Below are 14,979 nucleotides of genomic sequence, written 5' to 3'. Positions count from 1 at the left end.
ATCGACCCGGCCGCCGAAGAAGCCGATCCCAACACCCTGCTGCTCACCGAAATCCGGGACGCGCTGGTGGCCGGCAAGGGTGGCACGGTGGACGGCCCCGGTTCCCAGACCCTGTAATTCTTACCCAATCAACACCGGAAACTATTCGGGCCCGCATCCCCAGGGATGCGGGCCCGAATAGTTTTTGTCGCTGTCAGCTCAAGCTCAAGTGGTGCTCCACGACCTTCACGAGCGCCTCTGCTTCGTGGCGCGCTTCCTCATGGCTTGCGGCCTCGACCATCACGCGCACCACCGGCTCCGTGCCGGAAGGTCGCAACAACACACGGCCCTTTCCGTTCAACCGCTCCTCGGTGTCCGTGACTGCTGCCAGAACTTGGGGGTGGGTCTTGGCCGCGGCCTTGTCCACGTTGGCCACGTTGATCATGGTCTGTGGCATCCGTGTCATGACGGAGGCAAGTTCAGACAGCGGCATACCGGTCTGGGCCACGCGGGAGGCCAACATCAAACCGGTCAGCAGGCCGTCTCCGGTCGTGGCGTAATCGGCCATGATCACGTGCCCGGATTGTTCGCCACCCAGGTTGTAGTTGTTGGCCACCATGGATTCCAAGACGTACCTGTCCCCCACCGCGGCGCGTTCCAGATGAATGTCGTGTTTTTCCAGGGCCAACTGCAGACCCAGGTTACTCATCACCGTGGCCACCAGGGTGTCCTGATTGAGCGTCCCCGCATCCTTCATGGCCAGGGCCAGGATGCACATGATCTGGTCGCCATCCACTTCGGCACCCGTGTGGTCCACGGCAAGGCACCGATCGGCGTCGCCGTCGTGAGCGATTCCAAGGTCCGCGCCGTGCTTGAGCACCGCTTCCTTGAGGGGCCCCAGGTGGGTGGACCCCACGCCGTCGTTGATGTTGAGGCCATCTGGCTGGGCCCCGATCACGTGGATATCGGCTCCTGCATCACGGAAGGCGTCCGGTGAGGCGCCGGACGCCGCACCATTGGCGCAGTCCAGAACCACCGTGAGCCCATCCAGGCGTTGCGGGATCGCTCCGACCAGGTGAAGGATGTACCGGTCCTCGGCGTCGGAGAGACGATTGATGCGACCGACCTCGGCGCCGGTGGGGCGCATGAATTCACGCTTCTCGTAGACCTCTTGGATCTTGTCCTCCATGGCATCCGGCAATTTTTTGCCGCCGTGAGCCAGGAACTTGATGCCGTTGTCAGGAGCCGGGTTGTGGGACGCGGAAATCATGACGCCGAAATCGGCGTCGATGTCCGCCACGAGGTACGCCGCGGCCGGAGTGGGAATCACCCCGGCGTCGTACACGTCCACGCCCGAGCTTGCCAACCCGGCGGTGACCGCCGCGCCAATGAACTCGCCGCTCGCGCGACCGTCCCGGGCGACGACCGCTCTCGGTCGGGAACCGGGCTTGGCATGCCCGTGTCCCAAGATGATCGCGGCTGCTTGTGACAGCTCCATTGCAAGGTCGGCTGTGAGGAGGCCGTTCGCGAGCCCGCGAATGCCGTCCGTTCCAAAAATTCTAGACATCGCCTGTCATCCTACGACGTGCCGCGCGAGAACCGCGAAGCGCATCCACTAGTTGTTGCCGGGTCGGAGTACAGGAAACCCATCGGGGTTGGCTCCGCTGTCATCCATGACGTCAATGGATTCGCCCACAATCTTGGGATCGGGCGTGCCCACCACGGAGTGATCCTTGTCCGGATAGTCGAACTGGGACAGCACGTGACGCATGGCTTCCAGGCGAGCGCGCTTCTTGTCGTTGGACTTGATCACCGTCCACGGTGCGTCACCGGTATCCGTGTAGAAGAACATGGCTTCCTTGGCCTCGGTGTAGTCATCCCACTTGTCCAGGGAGGCAACGTCAGTGGGTGAGAGTTTCCATTGACGCACGGGGTCGGTGCGGCGAGCCTGGAAGCGGGCCAACTGCTCGGCACGAGTCACCGAGTACCAGAATTTGATCAGGTGGGTGTCGGAGTTCACCAGCATGCGCTCGAACTCGGGGGCCTGTCGCATGAACTCGTAATACTGCTGCGACGTGCAGTAACCCATCACGCGTTCCACACCCGCTCGGTTGTACCAGGACCGATCCATGAGCACGATCTCACCCCCGGAGGGCAGGTGCTTGATATAGCGCTGGAAATACCACTGCGTCTGCTCGATGTCAGTGGGCTTCTCCAACGCGATCACACGAGTACCACGCGGATTGAGGTGCTCGGTGAAACGCTTGATCGAGCCACCCTTACCGGCGGCGTCGCGGCCCTCGAAAATGATCAGGAGCTTCTGACCGGTCTCTTTGATCCACAACTGCAGTTTGAGCAATTCGATCTGCAGAGCCCGCTTGGTCCTCTCGTACTCCTTGCGGCTGAGCTTCTCGTCGTACGGGTAACCGCGTTTCCACGCCTCGGAACGGGACAGCCCGGAGCCGCCGTGGAGTTTGCGATCCAATTCCGCTATTTCATCCAGCTCCGCGGCGTAATCCTCCACCACGGAGATCCGGTGGTGCTCTTCCTGGGCAAGCCCGGCGGTCACGAGGTCTTTTTCCCGGGCTAGTTCTTCCGCGAGGGCTTTTTCGTCGCCGGTCGTCTTAGAAGACGTTTCGCTCTGCTGTTGATCCGTTTGCTTGCTCATCCGGGCCCTCTCATGGATTCGGGTGCGGAGCCATTGTGCTCCACACCTCATTTTACGCCCCATTTGCAACTAGTTCGGCTTTCGTTGGCCGATGACGCGGTGTTGTCTCGCCGATGCCGCGGCGCGTCACCTGTCGCGCTGCCCCTGCTCCGGTGTGTGAAAGGGCCCCGAATCTCCTGGAGAACTACCGGCCCCCGGTATGCTGTGGCTCACAGTCGAGCCATCGATCTCTCCCGTTCAAAACCCCGCACCGCTGCCCCGGTACCGGATTCCGAGCATGTGAATCCGGACGATGACAGACCACCCGCCAGGTTGGGGAACCACGAGCCAGGAGTCGTTCATGGCGTACCTTCGCCGTTTCACGTCGTTCTTAGCAACCCTAGTGGCACTGTTCACAGTATTAGCCGTGAACGTGCCCGGCGCCGTGTCAATGCCCCTGCATCCCGCGCAGGAGACAGGCGGGGGATCGGGCAAAACCTATGTGATCGCCACGGACACCCTGTTTGCGCCCTTCGAGTTCCGGGACTCGTCCGGTGAACTCACCGGCATCGACATCAAGATCATGGAGGCCGTTGCCGAAGATCAGGGCTTCCAAGTGGAATGGCGCTCCCTGGGCTTCAATGCCGCGTTACAGGCCTTGAGCGCGGATCAGGCTGATGGCGTGATTGCGGGTATGTCCATCACGGACGAACGCAAGGAGGTCTACGACTTCTCCGATCCCTACTTCACCGGAACCATGACCTTGGCCGTCAACGAGGATCAGGCGGATGAGATCCTGAGCTGGGACGATCTGCTGGACAAGCGCCTGATGGTGAAGACCGGTTCCATGTCCAAGGAAGTGGCTCGCGAGCGGCAGGACCAGTACGGCTACGAGATCACTTCCTTGGACCAAACCACCACCCTGGTGGAATCCGTGAAGTCCGGCAACGCGGACGTGCTCATGGACGATTACCCGGTGATCGCCTACGGCGTGCAGCAAGGATCCGGTCTCGTCACCGTGGTGAGCAGGTCAAGGCCGGCGACTACGGTTTCGCTGTGAACAAGGGCAAGAACACCGAGTTGCTGGAACAGTTCAACGTTGGGCTTGCTGAGCTCAAGGACAGCGGTCGGTATCAGGAAATCGTGGATGAGTTCCTGGCCAGCGATGATCAAGCGGTGGACCGATCCACGTTCTGGGGCCTGGTGGTCACCGCCATGCCCGCGCTTCTGACGGGCCTGAAGAACACCTTGATCGTCACGGCCGTCGCCTTCGTGATCGCCATGGTCCTGGGTCTGGTGTTCGGTTTCCTGAAGATCTCGCGCAACCGTTTTCTCAGGGCAATTTCCACGGCGTTCGTCAGTGTCTTCCGCGGCACTCCGATTCTGGTGTGGGCCTTCTTCTTCTACTTCGGTCTCCCCCAGCTGATCGGGACACCGGTGAACATCTGGGTTGCCGGTGTGCTCACCCTTGCGCTCAACGGCGCTGCCTACATTGCCGAGATCGTACGCGGCGGTGTGCAGTCCGTGGACCCGGGACAGATGGAAGCGGCGCGTTCGCTGGGACTGGGCCACGGCAAGTCCATGCAGAAGGTCGTTCTGCCGCAAGCGTTCAAGATCATGACCCCGTCCCTGATCAACCAACTGGTCATCATGCTCAAGGATTCCTCATTGCTGCTGGCCATTGGTTTTGCGGAACTGCTTTACCAGGCTCAGCAGATTTACGCATCCAACTTCCGCGTCACCGAAGTACTGCTGATTGTGGCAGTGATCTACTTCGTGGCCATTACGCTCCTGACCCAGCTCGCAAACTTCGCCGATAGGAAGATCAACAAATGAGCACTTCAGTCACTGATCGGAGCGAGTCTCCCCAGGACCAGCGCAACCAGAAGATCGTCGTCCGGGATCTGGAAAAGGCCTTTGGGGACAACCATGTGCTCAACGGCATCACCACGAACATTCACGAGGGCGAAGTGGTTTGTGTGATCGGCCCCTCCGGTTCCGGTAAATCCACGTTCTTGCGCTGTCTCAACCGTCTCGAAGATGTCACCGCAGGAACGGTGACCGTGAGCGGTTTCGACCTCACGGACCCCAAGGTCGATATCAACGCCGTCCGCCAACACATCGGCATGGTGTTCCAGCACTTCAATTTGTTCCCGCACATGACCGTGGCGGAAAACATCATGCTGGCACCCACCGAGGTCAAAAAACTCAGTACGGCCGATGCCAGGCAAGCAGCGCTCACGCTCCTGGACCGCGTGGGATTGAAGGAAAAGGCCGACGCCCGGCCGGCGTCGTTGTCCGGTGGACAGAAGCAACGCGTGGCCATTGCGCGTGCCCTGGCCATGAACCCGGAGATCATGCTGTTCGACGAGGCGACCAGCGCTCTGGACCCCGAAATGGTGGGCGAAGTCCTGCAGGTGATCCGCGACCTGGCCAAGTCCGGCATGACGTTGGTCCTGGTGACCCACGAGATGGGTTTCGCCCGCGAAGTCGGTGACCGAGTCATGTTCATGTCCGACGGTGCGATCATCGAGGACGGCGACCCGCAGCAGATCTTCGACAATCCACAGCAGCCCCGGCTTCGGGACTTCCTGTCCAAGGTGCTGTAACCCAGGGATTCCGCGGGGTGCACCCGTGCCGGCCATCCTGCCGGCCACCGAGTCACCGCGTGCTCGAGTCTTGTATGCCGACGCCGTCGTCCCACCGTGCCCCTGGCCACGCACGGTGGAGCGGCGACCTCCGCCCCAAGAGCCGGCGGGACCATGCCGTACGTCCGAGGGGCCGGTAGCGCCTCTGGTCAGCAGCGCCAGGGCTATGACGGCCCCTCATCGGTAGTGGAGGGTTATAACGGCCCTTAAAACGAAGCGGGACCCCGCACAGCGGACGATGCCGATGTGCGGGGCCCGAGTCCACGCCGTGTTCGACGTGGGGGCGCGCAGGTTTAGCGCTTGGAGTACTGCGGAGCCTTGCGGGCCTTCTTGAGGCCTGCCTTCTTGCGCTCGATGACGCGGGCGTCACGAGTCAGGAAGCCGGCCTTCTTGAGTGCCGGGCGGTTGTGCTCCAGGTCGATCTCGTTCAGCGCGCGAGCGATGCCGAGACGCATGGCGCCGGCCTGGCCGGAGGGGCCACCACCGGAGATGCGGGCGCTCACGTCGTAAGCACCTTCGAGGTCCAGCAGACGGAACGGATCGTTCACTTCCTGCTGGTGCAACTTGTTCGGGAAGTACTCGGCCAGTTCGCGGCCGTTGACGATCCACTTGCCGGAGCCGGGCACCAGGCGCACGCGTGCAATGGCCTGCTTGCGGCGGCCGACGGCCTGACCGGAAACGGTGAGGGGCGCGCGCTCGGAAGCGGGGGCACCACCTTCGACGGGGCCGGTGGATTCCGAGGTGTAGCTGCTGAGCTCCTCGGTACCTTCGGTTACTTCGACAACTTCTACTTCTTCAGTATTCTGAGCCACGATTCTCCTTATGTGCTCTCGTTGGCCCGAATTACTGGGCGACCTGGGTGAATTCGTAAGGCTTGGGCTGCTGTGCCGAGTGCGGGTGCTCGGGGCCTGCGTAGACCTTCAGCTTGGACAGCTGCTGAGCGGCCAGCTTGTTCTTGGGCAGCATGCCCTTGATGGCCTTTTCCACTGCACGGGTGGGGTTCTTCTCCAGCAACTCTGCGTAGTTGGTGGACTTGAGACCGCCCGGGTAACCGGAGTGGCGGTAGGCACGCTTCTGTTCCAGCTTGGCGCCGGTCAGTGCGACCTTTTCTGCGTTGATGATGACGACGAAATCGCCCATGTCCACGTGGGGAGCGAAGGTCGGCTTGTGCTTCCCGCGCAGCAGTGTTGCGGTCTGGCTGGCAAGACGACCCAGGACCACGTCGGTGGCGTCGATGACGTGCCACTGACGCTGGACGTCACCGGGCTTCGGAGTGTACGTACGCACGTTGATCTGCCTTCGTTTGTCTACTGATGACACGACGGTCCGTGTCGGGTTGTTTCGCTGTGCTTCGGGGCCAGGGTGAGAACCTGGCGGCATCCGCGCTCCCGCAACCCGGTGCACCAATCGGTCTTGCGCTCTGCAACATGAGCAACCGCTTTGGGTACACGTGACCGGGCGGGCACGCACAACAGCAAGCCATGTTACCGGAAGCTTCAAATCGGCGCCAATTAACGGGTCCTGTGCATTTCAGCAGGTAATGATTGGCGACGGCACGTGTTCACGTACCGCCGTCAGAATCCGGTTAACAAGATGGCGAGGGGCAGCACCGAGGCGGCGATGATGCACAGGATCATGGGCAAGAAGCGTCGCGCATTACCCCCGGCAACCGCACCGAGTAGCCCCAGTGGGAAAGAGAGCCATGTGCCAGCGGAGTAACCGGAGAGCGCGAAACCCACGGCGGTCAGGCTGAGCAGTGCACCCGCCCACGCCACTATCGGCGCGACTGGCCCGCCCCAGTTCGGCCGTGGTCGGTAGTCCGTTGCTGTATTGGTCATGAATGCCTCCAGGTCAGAGGGGCAAATATGCACGCTCTACCGCTGAGCCTACTCACTCAACCGCTCGGTCAGCAGGGGCTCAGCCCCCCGGACGTCTGGCCCTCGTCTGCTCCGCCCGCGCGGCTAATTCGTGATCCGCGGGGTACTCCACGGATTCCAGGACCAGCCCGTGCGGGGGCGCGAGCAGCACCCGGGCATCGCGCACGCGCGCCGCCAACCGCTCCCCCAACCAATCCTGTTGGTAGCGGCCCTGGCCCACCCGAACGGCCGCGCCCACGACGGAACGGACCATGTGATGGCAAAAGGCGTCGGCCCGCAGTTGCACGATCACCAGACCCGATGCATCCCGTTCCACCGCTGCGGACTGCAGTTCACGAATCGTCGTAGCGCCTTCCCGTGGTTTGCAGAAACTCAAGAAGTCGTTCAGTCCCAGTAAATGTTCCACCGCCGAGTTCATGGCGGGAACATCGAGCTTTTCGTTGACCCACCACGCAAAACCGCGCGTCAACGGATCGTGACCGCTGGCGGCGTCGGAGATCCGGTAGGCGTAACTGCGGGACAGCGCCGAGAACCTGGCGTCGAATCCCGCGGGTGCCGCAGCGACGTCGTGGATGACAACGGCGCCGAGAGCGGACGTGAGCCCCTGGCTGAGGCGGTCCTTGCCCAGCACCCGGTTGAGGGCACCGTTGAGCCGACGAACCAGCGCCTCCCCCGGAGCGACCCCCGCGCGGGCAGCCGTCGATTCCCAGGCGGCCACCGGCACATCCACGTGAATGGTTTGTCGCCGAGCATGCACACCCGTGTCCGTGCGCCCCGCAACGACCGTGCGCACCGGGCGGCGCAGGACCAGCTCGAGCGCGGCCTCCACCGCGCCCTGCACGGTGGGCAGCGAGGGTTGACGTGCCCACCCGCTGAACGGGGCGCCGTCGTACGCCATATCGATCCGCAAGCGCACCAGCTCACCCGACATGTTCATATCCTCCCGAAAAATGACGACGCCGCCGCAGGTTACCTGCGGCGGCGTCGGTCGAGCAGCGTAGTGCTTACTCAGCGATCTTCTGAGCGGCAGCGCCACCGGCCGGCTGGAAACCGGCGGCCTCGGCGTTGGCCGGGGAATCGAACCAGATCTCCGCGGTGGTACCGGAGTACCAGCGGGAGCCGGGAACGTGGTACTTCATGGAATTCTTGTTGCCCTTGATGGAAAAGCCCTCGGGGGCTTCACCGGACTCCAACGGCGCGTGCGAACCGGCGAACTCGGCGTCCTGGTTCTCGGCTGCGACCTCGGCTGCCTCTTCGGGGGTCTCGGGAGCCCGCTCTTCAGCGGGGATCTCCTGAGCCTTGACCTCTTCGGCAGTGGTGTCGGCCGGGGTATCGACCGGTGCGGCCGGAGCCACGGCAGCCTTCTCCGTGGCCTTCTCTGCTTCGGCCACGGTGGACTTGGTGGCAACGGGCTCCATGACCAGCTCGATGACCGCCATGGGGGCGTTGTCGCCCTTGCGGTTACCGATCTTGGTGATGCGCGTGTAACCACCGTCGCGGCCGTCCATGGCCGGAGCAATGGCGGTGAACAGCTCGTGCACCACGGACTTGTCGTTGAGCTGACGCATCACGCGACGGCGGGAAGCCAGGTCACCGCGCTTGGCGAAGGTGATCAGACGCTCTGCCACGGGACGGAGGCGCTTGGCCTTGGTCACGGTGGTGGTGATGCGCTTGTGCTCGAACAACTGCTGAGACATGTTCGAGAGCATCATGCGCTCGTGGGTAGGCCCGCCGCCGAGACGGGGTCCCTTGGTAGGGGTAGGCATAGTAGATCTCCTGGTGATCGGTCTCTCGCGTGGCTAGCTCGCGGCCTCGTGAGAAACGGGAAAGTTGTAAGACTTCAGTCGAGGTCGACGTCGAACGGGTTGTTGTTCTCGTCCTCGTCCTCCAACGAAGCTGCGTGCGCGGCGAGGTCGTAACCTGGCGGGGAGTCCTTGAGTGCCAGGCCGAGCTCCTGGAGCTTGGCCTTGACCTCGTCAATGGACTTTGCACCGAAGTTGCGGATGTCCATCAGATCTGCCTCGGAGCGTGCAACCAGTTCACCCACGCTGTGGATGCCCTCACGCTTGAGGCAGTTGTAGGAACGAACGGTGAGTTCGAGATCCTCGATGGGCAAGGCCATATCCGCGGCGGCGGCAGCATCCGTGGGCGACGGACCGATCTCGATACCCTCGGCCGTGGTGTTGAGCTCGCGGGCCAGACCGAACAGCTCCACCAGGGTGGTACCGGCGGAAGCAATGGCATCACGCGGGGTGATGGCCTCCTTGGTCTCCACGTCCAGGATGAGCTTGTCGAAGTCCGTGCGCTGCTCCACACGAGTGGCTTCCACGCGGAAAGTCACCTTGAGGACCGGAGAGTAGATGGAATCAACCGGAACGCGACCGATCTCGGAATCCGCGGACTTGTTCTGCGAAGCAGAAACGTAGCCGCGACCGCGCTCAATGGTCAGTTCGATCTCCAGCTGGCCCTTGGAGTTCAAGGTGGCAATGTGCAGTTCCGGGTTGTGGACCTCGACACCGGCCGGAGCCGAGATGTCAGCGGCGGTCACTTCGCCGGGTCCCTGCTTGCGCAGCCACGCGGTCACGGGCTCGTCCTCCTCGGAGGACAGCGAGAGCTTCTTGATGTTCAAGATCAGCTCGGTGACGTCTTCCTTGACACCGTCCACGGTGGAGAACTCGTGCAGCACACCGTCAATGCGGATGCTGGTCACGGCGGCACCGGGAATGGAGGACAAGAGAGTGCGGCGCAGGGAGTTGCCGAGGGTGTAGCCAAAACCGGGCTCGAGCGGTTCGATCACGAACCGGGAGCGGTTATCAGCCACTACCTCTTCGGTGAGGGTGGGGCGCTGTGCGATGAGCACTGATGTTTCCTTTCAGCGTGCCTCCGCCATATGACGCACGCAGGTGGTGGAAAACAAGGGGTGAGGTGCGCGGAGACCAGGCGAGATCACCGCGTCGATGCGTGGGCACCGAACCTTGACGGCTCGGTGCTCACGCTGCGCGCATCAAACGCGACGGCGCTTGGGGGGACGGCAACCATTGTGAGCGGACGGGGTAACGTCCTGAATGGAGCCAACCTCGAGCCCGGTGGCCTGCAGTGCACGGATAGCGGTTTCGCGTCCGGAACCCGGTCCCTTGACGAACACGTCAACCTTGCGCATGCCGTGCTCCTGAGCACCCTTGGCTGCGGCCTCGGCGGCCTGCTGAGCGGCGAACGGGGTGGACTTACGTGATCCCTTGAAGCCCATGGCGCCGGCGGAAGCCCACGACAGAACGGCACCGGAGGGATCGGTGATGGAAACGATGGTGTTGTTGAACGTGGACTTGATGTGGGCCTGGCCCTGAGTCACATTCTTATTAACCTTGCGGCGCGGCTTGCGAGCAGCCGTCGCGCGAGTTTTCTGAGCCATGAGTTCTCCTACAAAGATCTTCGACGTTGATCAGCCACCGGCTTGGGTGGCGACCACGATTACTTCTTCTTGCCGGCGACCGTGCGCTTGGGACCCTTGCGGGTACGTGCGTTGGTCTTGGTGCGCTGGCCGTGGACCGGAAGGCCACGGCGGTGACGCACACCCTGGTAGCTACCGATTTCGACCTTGCGGCGGATATCGGCGGCAACCTCGCGGCGCAAATCGCCTTCGACCTTGTAGTTGCCCTCGATGTAGTCGCGCAGCTCAACGAGCTGAGCGTCGGTGAGATCCTTCACGCGCACGTCGCCCGAGATGCCCGTGGCATCAAGGGTTGCGAGTGCACGGGTACGACCCACGCCGTAGATGTAAGTCAGCGCGATTTCCAGCCGCTTTTCGCGGGGGAGGTCTACGCCTGCGAGACGAGCCATGTTGGCGGTTCTCCTTGTACTGTCCGGAGGTCTTGAACACTGCGTCCCGAACAAGGTGTTCCGTTCGGTCTCCGGCCTCCGTGCCGGGGGTTGCCGCACCGTGCGGTGCTGGCTGCAGTGTCCGTTCTGTCAATCCACTTGCGTGGGCGGGAGCGCTCCCGTCAGCCCTGGCGCTGTTTGTGCCTGGGGTTCGAACAGATCACCATGACTCGGCCGTTACGGCGAATCACCTTGCAGTTGTCGCAGATCTGCTTGACGCTCGGTTGGACCTTCATCGCATTCCTTCGCGTACTAGTGGTGGTGAATAACGCAGCAAACACCCCGCAGATCACAGCGATCCGCGCGGTGTGTGGCGCCGCGATTGTGCTACTTGTAGCGGTAGACGATCCGGCCTCGGGTTAGGTCATACGGGCTCAGCTCCACCACGACCCGGTCCTCGGGGAGGATTCGGATGTAGTGTTGGCGCATTTTCCCAGAGATGTGGGCAAGCACCTTGTGACCGTTGTTCAGCTCAACACGGAACGACGCGTTGGGCAGAGCCTCGACCACAGTGCCTTCGATCTCGATGACTCCGTCTTTCTTGGCCATATCCTCCGCTAACTTTTCGAGGGGTCCGGTTATCTATCCGGACGGTTTACAGAACTCTCGCCACTGACGGCCGGCAGCCACAACTCTCCCCTGAAACGTACGTTCGGGGTGGGTTCGTGGGTGGGCACAGCTCAGCGGCGCGAGCACAGACAACCAACGCAATACGTTACGCGGTTGAGACTTGATATGCAATCCGGTAATGGGTAGGGGCTACCGGCCACGTTCTATTCCGGCGACGACGCCGCCGCGGGCCTAGACGTCAGCGGCCAGCTGGCCGCATGCGCCGTCGATGTCGGAACCGCGGGTGTCGCGCACCGTGGTGGGGATGCCGTGGGCGCGCAGCCGCTCCACGAAGTTCTGCTCGACTCCCGGGCGCGACGCCGTCCATTTGGAACCCGGCGTGGGGTTCAACGGGATGGGGTTCACGTGAACCCATCCGGCACCGCGCTTGTTGAGCTTCTCCCCCAGCAGGTCCGCTCGCCAGCCCTGATCGTTCATGTCACGGATCAGCGCGTACTCGATGGATACTCGGCGGCCGGTGGCGTCGTAGTACTCGCGTGCGGCGTCCAACGCTTCGTCGACCTTCCAGCGGTTGTTGACCGGGATCAGTTCGTCGCGCAGTTCGTCGTCCGGTGCGTGCAGGGACAGCGCCAGGGTGATCGGCAGCTTTTCCTGGGTGAATTTACGCATGCCCGGCACCAGACCAACCGTGGACATGGTCAACCCGCGTGCGGAAATGCCCAGGCCTTCGGGCGAGGGATCGATCAGACGATGCACGGCGCCCATGGTGGCCTTGTAATTGGCCAGCGCCTCACCCATGCCCATGAAAACGATGTTCGACACCCGCAGCGGGGCCTCCTCTGCGGGGCCCACCACGCCGTCACGCAGGGCCCGGATGCCTTGCACGACCTGGTCCACGATCTCCGCGGCGGAAAGGTTACGCGTCAGCCCGGCCTGGCCCGTGGCACAAAACGGGCAGTTCATGCCACAACCGGCCTGGGAGGAAATGCACATGGTCACGCGCTTGCTGTAGCGCATCAGCACCGACTCGACCATGGCGCCGTCGAACAGGCGATGGACGGACTTGACCGTCATGCCTTGATCGGCCTTGAGGTTCTTGACCGTGGTCAGCAGCTGAGGCATGGCGGCGGCAACCAACTCCTCGCGTTGGCCGGCCGGTAGGTCGGTCATCTTCTCCGGGTCGGATTCGAAGCGCTCGAAGTAGTGCTTGGACAGTTGCGCGGCGCGGAAGGCCGGGTATCCGGCTTCTCGCAGCATGTCCTTGCGCCCGGCCAGATCCAGATCCGCCAGGTGCTGCGGCGGCTTCCCGCGACGAGCGGGCTTGAACACCAGCTGGCCGGGTTTGGGTCGTTGCGTGATTTCTACAGTTTCGGTGGCCATGTCTGGTCCTCTCGCTCGTGCGTACCGCGCGTGCGGTTCAGGATGCGGCTATCGGGACGGGATGTACGCCCAGTGGTTCAAGTTCGCAAGCACCGCCGTCTTCGGCTGTCAGCACCCACAGTCCCTTGGAGTGCAGGCAGACGCTGTGTTCCCATTGGCTCGCGTTGGAGCCGTCCACGGTCACCACGGTCCAATCGTCCTCGAGGATTCTGGTTTCAATACCTCCGCGCACCAGCATGGGCTCAATGGCAAGTGCCATACCCGCAACCAGCCGGGGTCCGCGGTTGCGCACCGCGTAGTTGGGAACGTCCGGTGCCATATGCATCGCGGTGCCGATGCCGTGACCCACGTAGTCCTCCAGGATACCAAGACGCTGCCCGACAGCACCGTGCACATAGTCCTCCACCGCCTGCCCGATGTCGCCCACGTGAGTGCCCGTGGCCATGGCGGCGATGCCACGCCACATGGCTGCGCGGGTCACCTCGGACAGCTCGACGTCCGCGGGGTCGTGCTGCTCCCCCACCAGCACGGTCCGGGCCGAGTCACCATGCCAGCCGTCGACGATGGCACCACCGTCGATGGAGACGATGTCCCCGTCCGCCAAGACGTCGCTGCCTGGAATTCCGTGCACCACCCGGTCATTGACGGACACGCACACCGTGGCCGGGTAGCCGAAGTACCCTAGGAAGTTCGACTCCGCATTGTTGTCCGCGAGGACGTCCCGAAAGGCCCGGTCCACGTCAGCGGTCGTGGCGCCGGGGACGGCCGCGGCAACGGCGGCGTCCAAAGCGCGCGAAGTTACCACCCCTGCGCGGGCCATGACCGCGAGCTGAGCGTCGGACTTCAGTTCTACCTTGCGGCGACCAAACACGGTGAGCCATTCCCTTCGTAGTGATGTGTATTGACAACGGCTAAGCCCTCGGAAGGCGCACAGCAGCGCCGCTCCGAGGGCTTACAGCCGCGATCCGTGTCAGCGGGCCAGTGTCGCCATGATGCGTTCGGTGACCTCGTCGATGTCACCGAGGCCGTCCACCTCAGTCACGATGCCACGCTGGTTGTAAACCTCGACGACCGGTGCGGTCTGCTCGTCGTACACGTCCAGACGATGCCGAATCACATCTTCGGTGTCGTCGGTTCGGCCCTGGTCCTGGGCGCGACCCAATAAACGCTTGACGAGCTCGTCATTGTCCGCGGTCAGCAGCAACACCACGTCCAGGTGGGTGTCGTTGGCCTCCAGAATGTTGTCCAGCTCTTCGACCTGAGCCACGGTGCGGGGGTAACCGTCCAGCAGGAAACCGTTGTTGACGTCCGACTGCGCCAGACGATCCCGAACCATGGAGTTGGTCACCGAGTCCGGGACCAGGTTGCCCGCGTCCGTGTAGCGCTGGGCTTCCTGACCGAGCTCGGTCTGCTCCTTGATATTGGCTCGGAAAATATCCCCCGTGGAGATCGCAGGAACGCTCAATTGTTCACAGATGCGAGCCGCTTGCGTGCCCTTGCCAGCGCCTGGCGGTCCGATGATCAACATACGGGTCATGGTTTCTCCTTGCACGAACTTCTCTGGTCCCCCACCACTTTACTGGCAACGGCCCACTGGCGGGGCAGATCCTCGGGATCGTGGGAACTCGGCGGGCAACTACTGACGCAACAGTCCCTCGTAATGGCGCTGCTGCAACTGCGCGTCGATCTGCTTCACGGTGTCCAGACCCACACCCACCATGATCAGCAGCGACGGGCCGCCGAACGGGAAATTCTGGTTCGCGTCGAAAAGCACCAGTGCAACGAGCGGGATCATGGACACGATGCCCAGGTACAGGGCACCGGGCAGGGTGATCCGGGAGAGCACATAGCGCAGGTAGTTCTCCGTGGGGCGCCCCGCACGGATGCCCGGGATGAAACCTCCGTAACGCTTCATGTTGTTGGAGACTTCCTCGGGGTTGAAGGTGATGGACACGTAGAAGTACGTGAACGCCACGATCATCAGGAAGTACGTGACCATGTA

Annotated in this window: 19 protein-coding genes; 3 read left to right on the top strand and 16 right to left on the bottom strand. The window is 62.8% G+C overall.

Annotation, left to right across the window (positions count from 1 at the left end; all coding sequences use genetic code 11):
- Window positions 1–193 precede the first annotated feature (193 nt).
- Both glmM and ppk2 read right to left on the bottom strand, forming a co-directional pair.
- Window positions 194–1,546: a phosphoglucosamine mutase gene (glmM, locus tag Q4E95_RS06455; RefSeq protein ID WP_303382535.1), complete on the bottom strand. Its 1,353-nt coding sequence runs from the start codon at window positions 1,544–1,546 to the stop codon at window positions 194–196.
- A 48-nt stretch (window positions 1,547–1,594) separates the two neighbouring features.
- On the bottom strand, window positions 1,595–2,647 hold the full coding sequence (gene ppk2, locus Q4E95_RS06450; RefSeq protein ID WP_303382534.1) for a polyphosphate kinase 2: 1,053 nt from the start codon (window positions 2,645–2,647) through the stop codon (window positions 1,595–1,597).
- Between the two features lie 340 nt (window positions 2,648–2,987).
- Here ppk2 and Q4E95_RS13900 point away from each other — a divergent pair, with 340 nt between their 5' ends.
- The 3 genes from Q4E95_RS13900 to Q4E95_RS06440 are packed head-to-tail and all read left to right on the top strand — an operon-like array spanning window position 2,988 to window position 5,235.
- Window positions 2,988–3,686 (top strand): transporter substrate-binding domain-containing protein, encoded by a 699-nt coding sequence (locus Q4E95_RS13900; protein WP_368660312.1) that lies wholly within the window; start codon window positions 2,988–2,990, stop codon window positions 3,684–3,686.
- Window positions 3,683–4,462 (top strand): ABC transporter substrate-binding protein/permease, encoded by a 780-nt coding sequence (locus Q4E95_RS13895; protein ID WP_312396967.1) that lies wholly within the window; start codon window positions 3,683–3,685, stop codon window positions 4,460–4,462. The genes Q4E95_RS13900 and Q4E95_RS13895 overlap by 4 nt, the downstream gene beginning before the upstream one ends.
- Complete coding sequence (locus tag Q4E95_RS06440) at window positions 4,459–5,235, top strand: amino acid ABC transporter ATP-binding protein (RefSeq protein WP_303382533.1); 777 nt, start codon at window positions 4,459–4,461, stop codon at window positions 5,233–5,235. Before Q4E95_RS13895 ends, Q4E95_RS06440 begins: the two co-directional genes overlap by 4 nt.
- Window positions 5,236–5,567: 332 nt before the next feature.
- Here the strand turns inward: Q4E95_RS06440 and rpsI are convergent, their stop codons facing one another.
- The 14 genes from rpsI to Q4E95_RS06370 form a co-directional block, all read right to left on the bottom strand.
- Window positions 5,568–6,086, bottom strand: coding sequence for a 30S ribosomal protein S9 (gene rpsI / locus Q4E95_RS06435; RefSeq protein WP_303382532.1), 519 nt, complete (start codon window positions 6,084–6,086; stop codon window positions 5,568–5,570).
- A 31-nt stretch (window positions 6,087–6,117) separates the two neighbouring features.
- Window positions 6,118–6,561 (bottom strand): 50S ribosomal protein L13, encoded by a 444-nt coding sequence (rplM, locus tag Q4E95_RS06430; protein WP_303382531.1) that lies wholly within the window; start codon window positions 6,559–6,561, stop codon window positions 6,118–6,120.
- A 287-nt stretch (window positions 6,562–6,848) separates the two neighbouring features.
- A complete protein-coding gene (locus Q4E95_RS06425; protein ID WP_303382530.1) occupies window positions 6,849–7,112 on the bottom strand; it encodes a hypothetical protein in 264 nt (87 codons plus the stop codon).
- Between the two features lie 79 nt (window positions 7,113–7,191).
- Window positions 7,192–8,088 carry a tRNA pseudouridine(38-40) synthase TruA gene (gene truA / locus Q4E95_RS06420; RefSeq protein ID WP_303382529.1) on the bottom strand — a complete coding sequence of 299 codons (897 nt, stop codon included), beginning with the start codon at window positions 8,086–8,088 and terminating at the stop codon, window positions 7,192–7,194.
- 67 nt (window positions 8,089–8,155) lie between these two features.
- Entirely contained in the window at window positions 8,156–8,917 is a 762-nt protein-coding gene (rplQ, locus tag Q4E95_RS06415; protein ID WP_303382528.1) for a 50S ribosomal protein L17, read from the bottom strand.
- 74 nt (window positions 8,918–8,991) lie between these two features.
- Window positions 8,992–10,011 (bottom strand): DNA-directed RNA polymerase subunit alpha, encoded by a 1,020-nt coding sequence (locus Q4E95_RS06410; protein WP_303382527.1) that lies wholly within the window; start codon window positions 10,009–10,011, stop codon window positions 8,992–8,994.
- 144 nt (window positions 10,012–10,155) lie between these two features.
- Window positions 10,156–10,560: a 30S ribosomal protein S11 gene (gene rpsK, locus Q4E95_RS06405; RefSeq protein WP_303382526.1), complete on the bottom strand. Its 405-nt coding sequence runs from the start codon at window positions 10,558–10,560 to the stop codon at window positions 10,156–10,158.
- Window positions 10,561–10,619: 59 nt separating this feature from the next.
- Window positions 10,620–10,988 (bottom strand): 30S ribosomal protein S13, encoded by a 369-nt coding sequence (gene rpsM, locus Q4E95_RS06400; protein ID WP_303382525.1) that lies wholly within the window; start codon window positions 10,986–10,988, stop codon window positions 10,620–10,622.
- Between the two features lie 161 nt (window positions 10,989–11,149).
- A complete protein-coding gene (gene rpmJ, locus Q4E95_RS06395) occupies window positions 11,150–11,263 on the bottom strand; it encodes a 50S ribosomal protein L36 (RefSeq protein ID WP_016997073.1) in 114 nt (37 codons plus the stop codon).
- 91 nt (window positions 11,264–11,354) lie between these two features.
- Entirely contained in the window at window positions 11,355–11,576 is a 222-nt protein-coding gene (gene infA, locus Q4E95_RS06390; RefSeq protein WP_016997072.1) for a translation initiation factor IF-1, read from the bottom strand.
- 252 nt (window positions 11,577–11,828) lie between these two features.
- Window positions 11,829–12,977, bottom strand: coding sequence for a 23S rRNA (adenine(2503)-C(2))-methyltransferase RlmN (gene rlmN, locus Q4E95_RS06385; protein WP_303382524.1), 1,149 nt, complete (start codon window positions 12,975–12,977; stop codon window positions 11,829–11,831).
- A gap of 37 nt (window positions 12,978–13,014) precedes the next feature.
- Window positions 13,015–13,848, bottom strand: coding sequence for a type I methionyl aminopeptidase (map, locus tag Q4E95_RS06380; protein WP_303382523.1), 834 nt, complete (start codon window positions 13,846–13,848; stop codon window positions 13,015–13,017).
- A 99-nt stretch (window positions 13,849–13,947) separates the two neighbouring features.
- Window positions 13,948–14,514: an adenylate kinase gene (locus tag Q4E95_RS06375; protein ID WP_303382522.1), complete on the bottom strand. Its 567-nt coding sequence runs from the start codon at window positions 14,512–14,514 to the stop codon at window positions 13,948–13,950.
- Window positions 14,515–14,613: 99 nt separating this feature from the next.
- A partial coding sequence (locus Q4E95_RS06370) for a preprotein translocase subunit SecY (protein ID WP_303382521.1) occupies window positions 14,614–14,979 on the bottom strand: 366 nt, incomplete at its 5' end.

This window comes from Kocuria sp., from assembly GCF_030536815.1.
Lineage (GTDB): Bacteria > Actinomycetota > Actinomycetes > Actinomycetales > Micrococcaceae > Kocuria > Kocuria gwangalliensis.
Note: the sequence above shows the minus strand (reverse complement) of the source record. Positions and strands in the feature narration are given on the sequence as shown.

Coding starts and splice junctions, on each gene's coding strand:
- truA (WP_303382529.1), bottom strand. CDS start 8,088: ATGAACATGTCGGGTGAGCTGGTGCGCTTGCGGATCGATATGGCGTAC.
- glmM (WP_303382535.1), bottom strand. CDS start 1,546: ATGTCTAGAATTTTTGGAACGGACGGCATTCGCGGGCTCGCGAACGGC.
- Q4E95_RS06375 (WP_303382522.1), bottom strand. CDS start 14,514: ATGACCCGTATGTTGATCATCGGACCGCCAGGCGCTGGCAAGGGCACG.
- Q4E95_RS06440 (WP_303382533.1), top strand. CDS start 4,459: ATGAGCACTTCAGTCACTGATCGGAGCGAGTCTCCCCAGGACCAGCGC.
- infA (WP_016997072.1), bottom strand. CDS start 11,576: ATGGCCAAGAAAGACGGAGTCATCGAGATCGAAGGCACTGTGGTCGAG.
- rlmN (WP_303382524.1), bottom strand. CDS start 12,977: ATGGCCACCGAAACTGTAGAAATCACGCAACGACCCAAACCCGGCCAG.
- ppk2 (WP_303382534.1), bottom strand. CDS start 2,647: ATGAGCAAGCAAACGGATCAACAGCAGAGCGAAACGTCTTCTAAGACG.
- rplQ (WP_303382528.1), bottom strand. CDS start 8,917: ATGCCTACCCCTACCAAGGGACCCCGTCTCGGCGGCGGGCCTACCCAC.
- Q4E95_RS13900 (WP_368660312.1), top strand. CDS start 2,988: ATGGCGTACCTTCGCCGTTTCACGTCGTTCTTAGCAACCCTAGTGGCA.
- rpmJ (WP_016997073.1), bottom strand. CDS start 11,263: ATGAAGGTCCAACCGAGCGTCAAGCAGATCTGCGACAACTGCAAGGTG.
- rpsM (WP_303382525.1), bottom strand. CDS start 10,988: ATGGCTCGTCTCGCAGGCGTAGACCTCCCCCGCGAAAAGCGGCTGGAA.
- Q4E95_RS06425 (WP_303382530.1), bottom strand. CDS start 7,112: ATGACCAATACAGCAACGGACTACCGACCACGGCCGAACTGGGGCGGG.
- rpsK (WP_303382526.1), bottom strand. CDS start 10,560: ATGGCTCAGAAAACTCGCGCGACGGCTGCTCGCAAGCCGCGCCGCAAG.